The sequence below is a fragment of the Micromonospora polyrhachis genome (genome assembly GCF_014203835.1).
GTDB classification, from domain to species: domain Bacteria; phylum Actinomycetota; class Actinomycetes; order Mycobacteriales; family Micromonosporaceae; genus Micromonospora_H; species Micromonospora_H polyrhachis.
Window position 1 is genome coordinate 5,432,189 of sequence record NZ_JACHJW010000001.1, and the last position, 13,324, is coordinate 5,445,512.

11 protein-coding genes are annotated in these 13,324 nt (G+C 69.1%); 6 read left to right on the forward strand and 5 right to left on the reverse strand.

What is annotated here, in order from left to right:
• The first annotated feature begins 8 nt into the window (after positions 1-8).
• Positions 9-737 carry an endonuclease/exonuclease/phosphatase family protein gene (locus tag FHR38_RS24050; RefSeq protein WP_184536790.1) on the forward strand — a complete coding sequence of 243 codons (729 nt, stop codon included), beginning with the start codon at positions 9-11 and terminating at the stop codon, positions 735-737.
• Between the two features lie 35 nt (positions 738-772).
• Here FHR38_RS24050 and FHR38_RS24055 read toward each other — a convergent pair whose 3' ends face one another.
• Positions 773-1,423, reverse strand: a complete 651-nt coding sequence (locus tag FHR38_RS24055) for a TetR/AcrR family transcriptional regulator (RefSeq protein ID WP_312882376.1) — start codon at positions 1,421-1,423, stop codon at positions 773-775.
• 90 nt (positions 1,424-1,513) lie between these two features.
• On the opposite strand from FHR38_RS24055, the gene FHR38_RS24060 reads away from it, so the two are divergent.
• From FHR38_RS24060 to FHR38_RS24070, 3 genes are all read left to right on the forward strand, one after another.
• Complete coding sequence (locus FHR38_RS24060; protein ID WP_184536792.1) at positions 1,514-1,930, forward strand: VOC family protein; 417 nt, start codon at positions 1,514-1,516, stop codon at positions 1,928-1,930.
• A gap of 299 nt (positions 1,931-2,229) precedes the next feature.
• The gene (locus FHR38_RS24065) at positions 2,230-3,654 is read left to right on the forward strand and encodes a flavin-containing monooxygenase (RefSeq protein ID WP_184536793.1); all 1,425 of its coding nucleotides are present in this window, start codon (positions 2,230-2,232) and stop codon (positions 3,652-3,654) included.
• Between the two features lie 126 nt (positions 3,655-3,780).
• Complete coding sequence (locus FHR38_RS24070) at positions 3,781-4,596, forward strand: alpha/beta hydrolase (RefSeq protein ID WP_184536794.1); 816 nt, start codon at positions 3,781-3,783, stop codon at positions 4,594-4,596.
• A 76-nt stretch (positions 4,597-4,672) separates the two neighbouring features.
• Here FHR38_RS24070 and FHR38_RS24075 read toward each other — a convergent pair whose 3' ends face one another.
• Together FHR38_RS24075 and FHR38_RS24080 are read right to left on the reverse strand one after the other, a co-directional pair.
• On the reverse strand, positions 4,673-6,088 hold the full coding sequence (locus tag FHR38_RS24075; protein ID WP_184536795.1) for an alpha,alpha-trehalose-phosphate synthase (UDP-forming): 1,416 nt from the start codon (positions 6,086-6,088) through the stop codon (positions 4,673-4,675).
• Between the two features lie 158 nt (positions 6,089-6,246).
• Entirely contained in the window at positions 6,247-7,119 is an 873-nt protein-coding gene (locus tag FHR38_RS24080) for a DUF308 domain-containing protein (RefSeq protein ID WP_184536796.1), read from the reverse strand.
• Between the two features lie 285 nt (positions 7,120-7,404).
• On the opposite strand from FHR38_RS24080, the gene FHR38_RS24085 reads away from it, so the two are divergent.
• A complete protein-coding gene (locus tag FHR38_RS24085) occupies positions 7,405-8,121 on the forward strand; it encodes a lysophospholipid acyltransferase family protein (protein WP_184536797.1) in 717 nt (238 codons plus the stop codon).
• Between the two features lie 58 nt (positions 8,122-8,179).
• Here FHR38_RS24085 and FHR38_RS24090 read toward each other — a convergent pair whose 3' ends face one another.
• Positions 8,180-11,794 (reverse strand): AAA family ATPase, encoded by a 3,615-nt coding sequence (locus FHR38_RS24090; RefSeq protein WP_376771495.1) that lies wholly within the window; start codon positions 11,792-11,794, stop codon positions 8,180-8,182.
• A gap of 171 nt (positions 11,795-11,965) precedes the next feature.
• Here FHR38_RS24090 and FHR38_RS24095 point away from each other — a divergent pair, with 171 nt between their 5' ends.
• The gene (locus tag FHR38_RS24095; RefSeq protein WP_184536799.1) at positions 11,966-12,169 is read left to right on the forward strand and encodes a hypothetical protein; all 204 of its coding nucleotides are present in this window, start codon (positions 11,966-11,968) and stop codon (positions 12,167-12,169) included.
• Positions 12,170-12,316: 147 nt separating this feature from the next.
• Here the strand turns inward: FHR38_RS24095 and FHR38_RS24100 are convergent, their stop codons facing one another.
• The gene (locus FHR38_RS24100) at positions 12,317-13,009 is read right to left on the reverse strand and encodes a Crp/Fnr family transcriptional regulator (protein WP_184536800.1); all 693 of its coding nucleotides are present in this window, start codon (positions 13,007-13,009) and stop codon (positions 12,317-12,319) included.
• Positions 13,010-13,324: the final 315 nt, after the last annotated feature.

Sequence of the window (13,324 nt, forward strand, 5' to 3'; positions counted from 1 at the left end):
GGTAGGACGTGGTACACGCACAACCGGTCGACCAGGAGCCCGAGGCGGTCCGCCTGCGGGTGCTGTCGTACAACGTGCACGGTCAGCGGGACGACACGGCGGCGCTGGCGGCGGCGGTGCGCAGTGTCGAGCCGGACGTGGTGATCGTCCAGGAGGCACCACGTCGGTTCCGTTGGCGACAGCGGTGCGCCGCGCTTGCCGACCGGCTCGCGCTGGTGGTGGCCGGCGGTGGCCTCCCGTCCCTGGGCAACCTGCTGCTGACCAACCTGCGGGTCCAGGTCCTGCGCACCTGGTGCCGGCAGTTTCCGCTTACGCCGGGACGACACATGCGCGGTGCGGCGTTCGCCGAATGCGCGATCGGTTCGGCCCGGTTCGTTGTCGCCGGCTCGCACCTGTCCACCGACGCGACGGAGCGGCCAGGCCAGGCCACCCTGCTCAAGGCGGATCTGGCTGCGGTGCACCTGCCCCTGATCCTCGGCGCGGACCTCAACGAGAACTCCGGTGGTGCCGCCTGGCGTACGCTCGCCGACGGCTTGACGGACGCCGCCGTAGCCGCTGACCGGGCCGACCGATGCACGTACTCGTGTGCCAATCCGCGCGACCGGATCGACGCGCTGTTCGTGTCGTCGCAGTTCCGTGTCGTCGACTACGACGTGGTGGACACCGAGCAGACCCGGCGGGCCAGCGACCATTTCCCGGTCCTGGTCGACCTTCTGCTTCCGGTGACCCGCGCCTGAGGCCGCAGCTCGGCCTACGAACCGGCTAGCCCGGCCTAGGAACCGACCCGGTGCCGCTGGTCTGACGGCGGGGGTGCGGCTCGGCCGGGGGACACCTGGCGGATTCCCTCCAGCAGCCGGGTCAGCGCGGCGCTGGCATCGGCCAGGTCGGACGGATCGGTCGACTGGGCGAGCCAGAGTGCGGTTTCGTTCATCGCCCCGGAGAGCAGCCGGGTCAGCGGCCCGACCGGCTGCTCGCCCAGGGTTCCGTCCTGCATCAGTGCGGTGAGCGCCTCGGTGAGGTGCCGCGCCGAGTACGTCTCGTCCATCGCCCGCCACTCCTGCCAGCCGAGCACGGTCGGACCGTCCAGCAGCATGATCCGCTGCACCTCGGGGTCGGAGCCGGCGGTGAGGAACGCCTGACACCCGGCGAGTAGCTGGGACCAGGGGTCGCCTTCCGCGTCGGCGGCTGCGGCCACTCGGTCGGCGACGTCGCGTTGTACCTGTTCGACCACGGCCCGGAAGAGGCCGGTCTTGCTGCCGAAATGGTGGTAGAGCGCCCCCTTCGTCATCCCGGCGGCGCGGGCGACCTCGTTGAGGTTCACCGCGGCGAAGCCGTCCTGGGCGAACATCCGTCGCCCCTCGGCGATCAGAGCGGTCATGCTCTCCCGGCGTTGCTCGGCCTTGGTCCGCGATGTCGTACCCACTGTGCCTCCCGTTGACATACCCAGGGTACGCGTCTACCTTCTCGACAAGAAACATACTCTGGGTACGTAACTTGTGGAGGAGTCCAAGACATGACCCTGACCAGCTTCTATCCGGTCATCTGCGCCCGGCGGGTCGCCGAGTCCCGGGCCTTCTACACGGAGCACTTCGGGTTCGAGGTGACCTTCGAGGCCGACTGGTACGTCAGCCTCCGTCGACCCGAATCCCCGCATTACGAGTTGGCGCTGCTGGACCACACCCACGAGACGCTGCCGGCCGCCTACCGGCACCCGGTGCGGGGGCTGATCCTCAACTTCGAGGTGGCCGACGTCGACGCCGAGTACGAACGCCTGGTGGTCCAGGCCGGCCTGAAACTGGAACTCCCGTTGCGCAGTGAGGAGTTCGGGCAGCGCCACTTCATCGTCGCCGCCCCCGATGACGTGCTCATCGACGTCATCACCCCGATCCCACCGAGCGAGTCCTTCGCCTCCCAGTACGCCGCCCCCTGACGCCGCCAACCGATGCACGCAGGGCCCCTTCTTGTCGCTTCTTGCACTGGGAAGGGGCCCCTCCCAAGGCTCGGCGCAGGCCACCAGCATGGCTCGAACTTCACCCACTCGTCGTGCTTCGAGGTGCGGCGACGCGGTGACCGCGGAACGGGCGTTCAGCGGTGCGGACATCGGGTGCGGAGTCGTCGTGACAGATTGACATCCGGCAACTGGTGCTCCGCCGGGCTGGACAAAGGGCGACCCGAGTCGAGAGGATTCGGCGGCAGTTCGGCTTTCGTGCGGAAACAAGGAGAAACTTGGTGTCTACCTCCGCCGACCATGACCGCCCCGACTTCTCGTTCGGCGATAACGAATCCGGGAGCGCCGCCAGCCACCCGGGAGGCCGCTCGGTCTACGACCGAGGCGGTGCCGTCTGTGTCATCGGCGCCGGCGCCAGCGGGCTGACGGCCATCAAAAACCTCAAAGAGTACGGCTTCGACGTCGACTGCTACGAGCGGGAGACGGGCGTCGGAGGGGCGTGGAACTGGCGGCACGACCGGAGTCCGGTCTACGCCAGCACGCACCTGATCTCGTCGAAACCGTTCACGCAGTTCCCCGACTTTCTGATGCCGGACTCCTGGCCGGACTATCCGCACCACAGCCAGTTGCTGTCCTATCTGGACCGCTACGCCGACCATTTCGACCTGCGGCCACACATCTGGTTCGGCACGGAGGTGGTCCGGGTCGAACCGGTTGACGGACACCGCTGGGACGTCACTACCCGTAGCACCGGTGGCTACGGCACCGAACGTACCTCCCGATATGCGGCCGTGGTGGTCGCCAACGGACACAACTGGTCCCCGAAACTGCCGTCGTACGAGGGGCTGGACGAGTTTCGGGGCCAGGTCATGCACGCCTCGGCGTACAAGGAGGCGACCCAGCTTCGCGGTAAGCGGGTGCTGGTGGTGGGAGCCGGCAACACCGGCTGCGACATCGCGGTGGAGGCCGGACAGCAGGCCGCGAAGTGCTGGCACTCCAGCCGACGCGGCTACTGGTACGCACCGAAGTACGTGTTCGGTCGGCCGACCGACCAGGTGAACGACCGTGTGCTGGCAATGCGGCTACCACTGTGGCTGCGGCAGTGGCTCTTCCACCGGACCCTGCGACTGACCGTGGGTGATCTGACCCGGTTCGGCCTGCCCCGACCAGATCACAAGGTCTACGAGACGCATCCGATTGCCAACAGTCAACTCGTCTACTACATCGGGCACGGGGCGGTGACGCCGGTGCCGGAGATCATCCAGTTCCGGTCGTACAGCGTGAAACTCTCCGACGGGCAGGAGATCGAGCCGGACCTGGTGGTCTTCGCCACCGGTTACCTGCCCCGCTTCGAGTTCCTGGCCCCGGAGATCCTCGGGACGAATGCGGACGGCCGACCGGCGCTCTATCTCAACGCCTTTCCGCGCCGTCATCCGACGCTGGCCGTGGCGGGCCTGTTGCAACCGGACTCCGGGGTGTTTCCCCTGGTTCACTGGCAGACCGTGGCGATTGCCCGCTGGCTGCGGTTGCGAGAGACCGCACCTGAGCGGGCGACCTCCTTCGCGGCGCGGATCGACACCGACGCGGGCCGCCGCTTCAACCGGGCGAAGGTGAAGGACAGTAGCCGGCACTGGTTCGAGATCGGGCACGTCGACTACCTGCGTGCGTTGCAACGCACCCTCGACGAGTTGGAGACAGCACCATGAGCGCGAGGAGCGAACGAGCGCAGCGAGTGAGCCCCGCAGTCGCGAATGGAAGGCCAGCATCATGAGCGCGAGGAGTGAGCGAGCGCAGCGAGTGAGCCCCGCAGTCGCGAACGGAAGGCCAACATCATGAGCGCAAAGGGCGGACAGGTCCGCGTGATGCGGGTAAAGGACTGGACGCACCCGGTGCGGGCGGTACGCCGGGAGGTGCTGACCGCCACCCCTGAGGTCGACGAGGGTAAGCCGCCGGTGCTGTTCGTACCGGGGTTCGGCCATGGTGCCTGGGCGTTCACCGAGCACTGGCTGGAGCACACCGCGTCGCGGGGCTTCCCAGCGCACGCGATGAGCCTGCGCGGGCACGGCGGCAGCGGCCCCGCGCCGGAGGCGACGCTGCGGGCGTACACCCATGATGTGGCGCAGGTGGCGGCGAGCCTGCCCCGGCAGGCGGTGCTGGTGGGGCACGGTGCCGGTGCCCTGGTGGTGACCCACGCCCTGGCGCGCTACCCGGCCCGCGCCGGGGTGCTGGTCGCGCCGGTGTTCGGTGGCTGGGGGACGGCGGGCGTGGCGCTGCTGCGTAATCCGGTCGGTACCCTGCCGGCGATCTTCGGTGGTCGGCTGCGGTTGAGTCGTCGGCAGTTGTTCAGCCGGGAGTTGCCGGATGCGGCGGCCCGTGGCTACACCGGACGGCTGGGCCGGGCCGGGAAGCGGGCCCAGTGGCAGTTGCTGACGCACCGTGAGCCTGAGCCGGCGGTGGGGAACCCGCCGATGTTGGTGCTGGGCAGTCCCGACGATCGGGTGGTGTCGGCCGCTGCGTTGGGGCGGGCGGCCCGCCGCTACGGTGCCGCGCCGCTGCTCTTTCCCGGCATGGGCCATGACCTGATGCTCGACGCGCGGTGGCGGGAGCCGATCGACGCCATCCTGGACTGGCTCGACAAGGAACGCTGATGTCCCACCCCGCCTTGTGGTTAGGAGGGGCCCCTTCCAAGGCAAGCAGCGATGAGAAGGGGCCCTTCTAACCGCGCTAGCCGACGGTCAGCCGAGCGGCCACCGAGCCGGTCTGATCCAGCGTGGTCAGGTAGTCGCGTGCCCAGGCCCGAATGTCGTGCTGGCGCAGGTGGGCGCGCATCGCCCGCATCCGGTTCGTGCCGTCCGCAGGTTCCGCCCGCAACGCCTGGATCAGGGTCAGTTTGAGGCCGTCGAGGTCGTGCGGATTGACCAGGTACGCCTGGGACAGCTCCGCCGCCGCGCCGGCGAATTCGCTGAGTACGAGGATGCCGTCGTCGTCGACCCGGGCGGCCACGTACTCCTTGGCGACCAGGTTCATGCCGTCCCGTAACGGGGTGACCGCCATGACGTCGGCGACCCGGTAGAGGGCGGCCAGTTCGGCCCGGTCGAAGTGTTGGGTGAGGTAGTGGATGGCCGGTTCCCCGACCCGGCCGAACTCGCCGTTGATCCGGCCGACCTCGCGTTCGACCCGTTCCCGCAGGATCTGGTATTGCCCGACCCGTTCCCGGGTCGGCACGGCCACCTGGACCAGCACCGTGTCGCGGACTTTGACGTGGCCGTCGGCGATCAGTTCACTGTAGGCCTTGAGTCGCTGCTCGATGCCCTTGGTGTAGTCCATGCGGTCGACGCTGAGGATGACCTGCTGCGGGTTGCCCAGGTCATGGCGCAGTTGCTGGGCACGGGCCACCACGTCCGGTCGGCGGGCCAGTGCCTCCATCTCCGCCATGTCGATGGAGACCGGGAACGCGCCGACGTGTACTTCCCGGCCGTCTACCGAGATTTGGTCGTCGGTCGCGGGCACGTTCAGCACCTTGGCGGCGAGCTGTGCGAAGTTGTGCGCGGCCTGGGCGCGCTGGAAGCCGACCAGGTCGGCACCGAGCATGCCGAGTAGCAGCTCGGCGCGCTTCGGCAGCTGCATGAACAGCTCAGGCGGTGGGAACGGTACGTGCAGGAAGAAGCCGATGCGCAGGTCGGGGCGCTGGGCGCGCAGTAGCGCGGGGACGAGTTGCAGGTGGTAGTCCTGCACCCAGACCACCGCCCCGGGTTCGGCGGCCTCGGCTGCGGCGTCGGCGAACCGTTGGTTGATCCGCTGGTAGGCCTCCCACCAGCGTCGGTGGTAGACCGGCTGTTCGACAGCGTCGTGGAACAGCGGCCACAGCGTGGAGTTGGCGAAGCCTTCGTAGTGGTCCTGTACGTCTTCGTGGCTCAACGGGACGGTGTGCATGTGTACGCCGTCGATGTCGGCGAGGGTCGGGGCGGGACCGGTGCCACCGGCCCAGCCGACCCAGGTGGCGGGCATGTGCTGAAGGAGTGGGTGGAGGGCAGTGACCAGGCCGCCGGGGCTGCGCCGCCATTCGCAGACGCCGTCGGGGGCCACGCTGTCGTCGACCGGTAGGCGGTTGGAGACCACCACGAGGGAACTCTGTCGCATCCGGGCACCTGTGTTCCGGGCGAGGGCGCACCGCCATGAGGTTAGCGGTGACCGTGAGGGGGAGGTGACTTACAGCAGTATTCCTACTGACGCGAAGTTACACGAGTGTTACACACGTGTGTTGGGGCACCCAACGTCTCGCCATTCGGGCGGTTGGGTCAGACCACGGCCCCATCGTCCGGATCGTCCTCTTCTTCGTCGCCGGGACGTAGCCGCCAGATCAGCGTCACGAAGCCGGTGAGGATTCCGACGAATCCGACGGTCGTGGTGAGGCTGCGATCGATGGGCAGCAGCGTCGGGAAGAGCAGGAGCACGAAGCCGACGATGATGCCGAGGACGGCGGCCACCGCGAACTTCGACACCTGAGGAAGCGGTGGCGGGGGCGGGGGCGTGTAGCCCTCGTTCGGGTCGTCCGGCAGGTCCCGGCCGAAGGTGTCCAGACCATCGAGTAGGGAGGGCTCGTCGGCTCGGCCGCCTACCGAGATACCGGAGATGTCGGTGGCCGAGGTCAGTGGCCGCACGCCGGTGGTGGCTGGTCCGGGGCGGACGGCGGTGGCGGTGCCGCCGGCCGGCGGATCACCCGTCTCGTCGCCGGCATGGTCGACGGCGACTTCCTTGTCGGGGACCACTTCCTTGGTCGCTGGTACGTCCTCGACCGCTGGCCATGGGCGGGTGTCGGGTGTCACCTCCGTGTGGTAGCCGGCAACGATCTTGGCCCACTCGGCTTCGATGTCCGGCTCGTTGTTGCCCTTGGGTAGGTCCTCGTCGGCGAGTTGGGTGAGGTAGTCCCGGGCGGTGGCGAGGTGTACCCGGTCGACGTAGAGCCGGTCGGTGGGACGGGACGGGACCGTGGTGGTCCGGGTCACCGGGTTGAGGTCGGCGGATGGTTGGAGGTAGGCGGCGATACCGCCTGCGGCGAGGACATCGAGCAGGTGTTCGCCGACTCGGGGGTCCACGTCGCCAGCAACGGCGTACTCAGTCGCGTCGAGCCCGTTGTCCCGTCGCCCACGACGGGCGCCACCCGCTGACACCGGACACCCTCCCTCCCCGGGCGAACCGAGCGCCCCGACCATTCTGTACGACGCTTGGCCTGACCCGACGAGTCGACCAACGAAACCCACACACGTCGTGCCTTGAATCGTGACACGGCGGCCACTGGTTCCGGGAGTGCGTTGTGGTGTGCCGTGCTCGCTTCGTAGGCTCAGGGCCGACGGTTCCGCCCGCCTGACCCTGTTTCCGACCCGGCCGCGTTGCCTGCAGCCGGTCGTGGAGCAGCCAGCCGGCGTAGGACACGGGCCCTATCGGGAAGGACACCGGTGCTGTACTGGCTGATGAAGTACATCATCCTCGGCCCCTGGCTGAAGCTGATCTTCCGGCCTCAGGTCGAGGGGAGGGAGAACGTCCCCGACACGGGGCCGGCGATCCTTGCCAGCAACCACCTGTCGTTCTCCGACTCGATCTTCATGCCCCTGATGGTCAAGCGCAAAGTAACCTTTGTGGCAAAAGCCGAATACTTCACCGGCAAGGGGATCAAGGGCTGGCTGACGAAGATGTTCTTCGTCGGCACCGGCACCATCCCGGTCGACCGCTCCGGTGGTCGCGCCGCCCGTGCCGCCCTGGACACCCAGTTGCAGGTGCTGCGCCAGGGCAACATCGCCGGGATCTACCCGGAGGGCACCCGCTCGCCGGACGGCCGGCTCTACCGGGGCAAGACCGGCGTGGCCCGGCTCGCCCTGGACAGCGGTGCCCCGGTCATTCCGGTGGTGATGCTCAATGCCGACGAGATCCAGCCGCCCGGCAAGCTGATACCGAAGATCCGGCAGGTGAAGATCCGGTTCGGGAAACCGCTGGACTTCTCCCGCTACGCCAGGATGTCCGGTGACCGCTTCGTCGAACGCGCCATCACCGACGAGATCATGTACGAACTGATGGAACTCTCCGGCCGCGAGTACGTCGACATGTACGCCCAGAAGGTGAAGAACCAGCAGGCCACGACGAGTACCACCGAACCGGTCGAGCCGATCGCGGCCTGACAGTCCGATCGGCGCGCTCCTCGAAGGTCGGCGGCTCGCCGGGGACCGCGCAGCGGGGTCAGGTGCCGGGTCGGCTGAGCCGCAGCAGGCCCGGAGCGCCGTTTCGGTGTGCGAACGCCCGTACCTCGGCGAGCGTGTTCTGCCCGAAGACCCGGTCCCCGGCCCGGTCCAGTTCCCCGACCGCCAGTGCCAGCGCCAGCATCCGGTCGGTGATGGCCGGGATCTGCGTGTAGATCTCCGCCGCGGCGGTGTAGAGCTGGGCCGCCCGGGCGTGGTCCCCGTCGGCGGCGGCCACCGCGGCGGTCACCGTCTGGAGGGCACCGTCCGCCCACGGCGTACGGTGGCCGACCCGGTCGAGCATGCCGCGCACCCGTACGGCGGCGTCCCGACCGGCCAGGGCAGCAGCGAACGCGGCGGCGGCGACCCATTCACCGCTGGCCAGGGCCGGCACCTTCAGCCATGATTCGGCCAGTTCCGTGAGGAGCGCGTCGGCTTCCGCCCGGCGACCCTCCAGGCTCCGGCACAGCGCGGCCAGGCCCAGCATGGTCCAGTGCAGCCGATGGAAGCCGCTGCGCCGGGCGGTGTCGAGGGCGTCCGTGACATCGTCCGACGGCAGCCCAGCCGGCTGCTCGGCCACCACCGCACCGGCACCGGCTCCGGGTTCGGCTCCCGTCTCGGCCCCTGCTCCTTGGGTACTTGTCGGTGCGGCGGGAACCGGCTGGCCGCGCAGTACCCGTAGGCAGGCCCGCAGCCCCCGGACCTGCATGTCCCACGCGCCGGCGGGAGTGTCGACGAAGGCATCCGCCGCCTGTAGCAGCCGACCGAACTCGCCGTCGAAGTAGGCGCGCATCGCCTCTGCCGAGTAGCCGGTGGTCAGAGCGGCACCGTTGGCGGTCGACGCCGAGGTGAGCAGATTGTTGGACCGGATCCAGTCACCCTCCTCGCGGATCGCGTACGCGAGGTTCTGCACTGCCCGTTGCAGGGCGAGTAGCTGGTGCTTCTGGCAGAACTGGGTGGCGGCGTGCAGCTCGTCCAGCCCGGCCCGGTCACCGGCCTGGTAGCGGGCCACGGCCATGGTGATCCGGGCATCGGTCTGGGTCTCGACCAGTCCCAACCGTTCAGCGATCTCCGCTGCGGCCCCCGCTGCGGCGATCGCCGGATCACGCTCGTAGTTGAGCATGTGCAGCCGTCCCAACTCGGCATAGGCCTGGGCCTTCTGCGCGGTGTCCGGCAGCGGATCGAACAGTTCGACGGCCCGGTCCAGCCTGATCAGCGCGGTGGTCCGGTCGGTCTGTAGCCAGGCCGCCTGACCCAGCAGCGTCCAGGCTCGAGCCGCGCAGGCCGGGTCGCCGTACGCGAACAACTGGTCGGCCAGGGTGGTGAGCTGCTCGGTGCCGCCACCGGAGAGGAAGGCGCTGCCGTTGTGGTAGAACGCGATCTCGGTGCTGAGCAGTTCCAGTTGCAGCCGGCTGAGCGGGTCGGCGTCGCCGGCGAGGGCGAGCGCCCGACCGGCGTGGCTGGCCGCGGCGTCGAGGACGTGCAGGGCGTACGCCCGCCGTGCCGCGCGGTGCAGCGCCTCGCGGGCGGCCGAGGCGTACCGGTCGGTCCGCATGTCGAGGGTGCGGGCGATCTCGTGCGCCGCCCACCGGTGGTGGGCCAGGACCTCGGCCAGATCGGTGGCCCGACTCCGGGACAGGGTGTCCAGCCAGTCGGCGGTACGTTCGTGCCGGGCGACCCGTTCGGTCCGCGGCAGCCGCTGGTAGCAGACGTCGCGGACCAGGATGTGCCGGAACCGGAACTCCGGCTGCCCGGCCATGGTCGAGCCGGGCTGCTCGTGTACGAAGTCGCGTTGCTCCAGGCGGCGCAGCGCCCGTTCGACGGACTCCACCGGTTGCCCGAGGGCCGCAGCCACCGCACCGGGCCAGAACTGCATCCCGACCACCGAGGCGGCGAGCAGCACCGCCCGGTCCTGGGTGTCGAGCAGGTCGACCCGGTTGGCGATGACGGCGTGCACACTGTCCGGCATCGGCAGGCCGTGGTGTTTCTCCAGTGACCACCCCTGGACCGACCGGCGCAACGTGCCCTGCTCGATCAGCATCCGGACGTACTCGTGGGCATAGAGCGGGTTGCCATCGGCGACCTCGACCAGCGGGTGGAGCATGTCCGCGGTGAACGTCGCCTGCCCGAACATGTGCGCGTAGAGCGAGGCGATGCCACTGTTGCGTAGCGGCGGCAGGGTGATGGTAAGCGAACCGGTGATGGTGCCGGCCCAGCTGGGATCACGGTTGACCAGCTCGGGTCGGGCGGTGCAGAGCAGCAGCAACGGCACATCGCGGGCGGACGCGCCGAGCAGTTCGACGAAGCGCAGCATCGCCTCGTCGGCCCAGTGCAGGTCCTCGAAGACCAGTACGGTCGGCCGGCGCGTGGCCAGCGCGATGAGGAACCGCCGCCAGGCCGACTCGGTCTCCTCGGCCGGCAGACTGGGACCGGGCAGGCCGACCAGCGGGCAGAGTGCGTCCACGAGCCGGTCCGCCTCACCCGGCCCCACCAGCTCGTGTACGGCCGAGCGAAGCCGGGCAGCGGCGGCGGTGGCCAGGTCGGTGTCGAGGATGCCCGCCTCGGCCTTGACGATGTCGGCCAGCGCGGCGAACGTGACGTTCTCCCCGAACGGCGGGCACCGCCCGGTACGCCAGGTCAGCGGCTGGTCGATGAGTCGTTCCGCGTGCCGGAACAGTTCCCGGATCAACCGACTCTTGCCGATCCCGGCCTGCCCGAAGACCGCCACCACCTGCGGGACCTGATCCCGGGTGCATCGGTGCAGGGCGTTGACCAGCAGGCCCAGCTCATGCTCGCGGTCGATCAACGGCGTGGAGTCGGGCTCCTGATCGGGTGGCTGCCGGGCCACCGGGGCCCGGGCCAGCCAGACCTCGGTCGGCGACGACCGGCCGCGCAGGGTCACCGGTGGCTGTTCCTCGTAGCGGACCGCATCCTTGGTCAGGAGGTAGGTGACGCCACAGGTCAACACGCCGCCGGGCGGGGCCATCGACTGGAGCCGGGAGGCGGTGTTGACCACGTCACCGGCGACGATGGCCTGACCCCCGTCTCGGGCCGCGGCCACGTCGACCAGTGCCTCCCCGGTGGCCACCCCCACCCGGAACCGCAACTCGTCGGTGCCGGTCGGGGCGTACCGAGTCAGCACCCGTTGCAGTTCCAGCCCCGCGCGTACGCAGCGCAGCGGGTCGTTCTCGGTCGCCACCGGTGCACCGAAGAGCGCCATGACGGCATCACCGATGTACTTTTCCACCACCCCGCCGTACTGCCCGACCACCCGCCGGGCCGCGGAGAAGAACCCCGTCTGCATGCCCCGGACCAGCTCCGGGTCGGCGCGTTCGACGTACGGAGTGAAGTCGATCAGATCGACGAAGAGCACACTCACCCGACGTCGGTCCTCCTGGGCCGTCGACGCTGGCCGGGGCGGCCCGCCCATCCGTGGCTTACCGCAGGAGGTGCAGAACGCCGCATCGGCGACGAGCGGACGATCGCAATGCGCACAGGCAGGAGTCAGCTCGGTCCCGCAGCCACCGCAGAAACGGTCGCCGGCAGCGGCGGTCCGGCCGCACTGGGCACACGAAGCGGGGATGTCGTTTCCTCCAACTGATCGGGGCTGTCGTATCTGGTCGGTCCGACCAGACACATTCTGACGATCGGCCGGTTACGAGAGTGAGTATGGGTGTACTCGACCACTGTCGGGAACCCGGCTGTTGGCTAGTGGACAGTCCAACGAGTGGTGAATCGGGCTACAGTCGAGCGGCCAAAATGAGTGATCACACGTGGGGAGATAGCCATGGTGTACGTCCGGCTTGACGGTGAGTGGACCGACGGCGACGGAGTCAGCCACTCCGCGGGTGAAATGGTCGACGTGGACGCGGCCACCCTGGCCAAGCTGCAGGCCGAGGGGATCGTCGGCGGCGAGAAGACCGACTGGGCCGGCCCGACCGGTGGCAAGGAAGGCACGGACTGGGCGGGGCCGACCAGCACCCAGCCGTGAGCTGCGGACTGACGAGCCGCAACTAAGACGTCCCGGACACCGCAGTGTCCGGGACGTCTTCTCTTTCGACAGTCTGTCAACGATCGGTCAGCGGTCGGGCGTTATCGGGCCCCATGCCGGCTTGCCGGCGCAGCGTCCAACGATCGGTCAGCGGTCGGCCATGCCGGCTCGCCGGCGCAGCGCCCCCACGTCGGTCACGACGATCCGTCGCCCCTCGGTACGCAGCCAGCCTCGGCTGGCGAACGATCCGATGGCCTGGTTGACGCTCTGCCGCGAACCGCCGGCCATCTCGGCGAGCTGGCTCTGGTTGAGCTCGATGGTGATCATCGGAGCCTGACTCTCCCCGGCCAGCCGGACCAGGGTCTTGGCCACCCGCCCTGGCAGGTCGAGGAAGACGTGGTCGGCGTTCTGCTCGGTGAGCCGACGGATCAGGCCACCGAGCGACCGCATCACGGCGTCGAGGATGCGTGGGTTGGAGTGCACCAGTTCCATGAAGGCACCCCGGGACAGGGCCAACGCGGCGCAGTCCTCGATCGCCTCGGCTGACGCCGACCGGGTGGAGGCGTCCAGGAGGGACACCTCGCCGAGTACGTCGGGCGGGCGGATCACGTTCAGCACGGCCCGCTCGCCGGTCGGCGCGGTACGGAACACGGCCACCGCGCCCCGGCGCAGCACGATGAGTGACTCGCCCGGGTCGTTCTCCACGAACAGCAGCTGACCCTTGCGGTACGTCCGGGGCACCGCCGCGGCGATCACCCGTTGGCGCACCTCCGGCTCGAGGCCGGCGAACATCTCGACACCAGTGAGCGCGTCACCTGGCTCCGACAGGCGAACCTCCACGGCCCAACCCCTCCCCGGTTTAGGACCACATCTTGCTCCTCGCCGGACCTGTGTCGCCCGGGTGCAAGGTGAACTGACACCGGTTACCTGTCCGGTAGCGGTACACATCAGATCATGGCTGTCCTGTCGCGTGCTGTACACCCCTCCAATCACTTCTGTGACAGTCCTGAGTCCTGGCAACGGTCATTCTGGAGTCCGGATCCGCTGCTGGGTGGGGGCCGTACGGGGGCGGTGGCGGATCGGGGCCGAGGGGTGCCGTGGCCCGGCCGGGGTAGGAATGGACACCTGCTCCGGCCGGGCACGGGCATTTGGCCG

Bases quoted from the DNA above. Each gene is read 5' to 3' on its own strand.
- FHR38_RS24075 (WP_184536795.1), bottom strand. From the start codon at position 6,088: ATGCGACAGAGTTCCCTCGTGGTGGTCTCCAACCGCCTACCGGTCGAC.
- FHR38_RS24060 (WP_184536792.1), top strand. From the start codon at position 1,514: ATGACCCTGACCAGCTTCTATCCGGTCATCTGCGCCCGGCGGGTCGCC.
- FHR38_RS24070 (WP_184536794.1), top strand. From the start codon at position 3,781: ATGAGCGCAAAGGGCGGACAGGTCCGCGTGATGCGGGTAAAGGACTGG.
- FHR38_RS24095 (WP_184536799.1), top strand. From the start codon at position 11,966: ATGGTGTACGTCCGGCTTGACGGTGAGTGGACCGACGGCGACGGAGTC.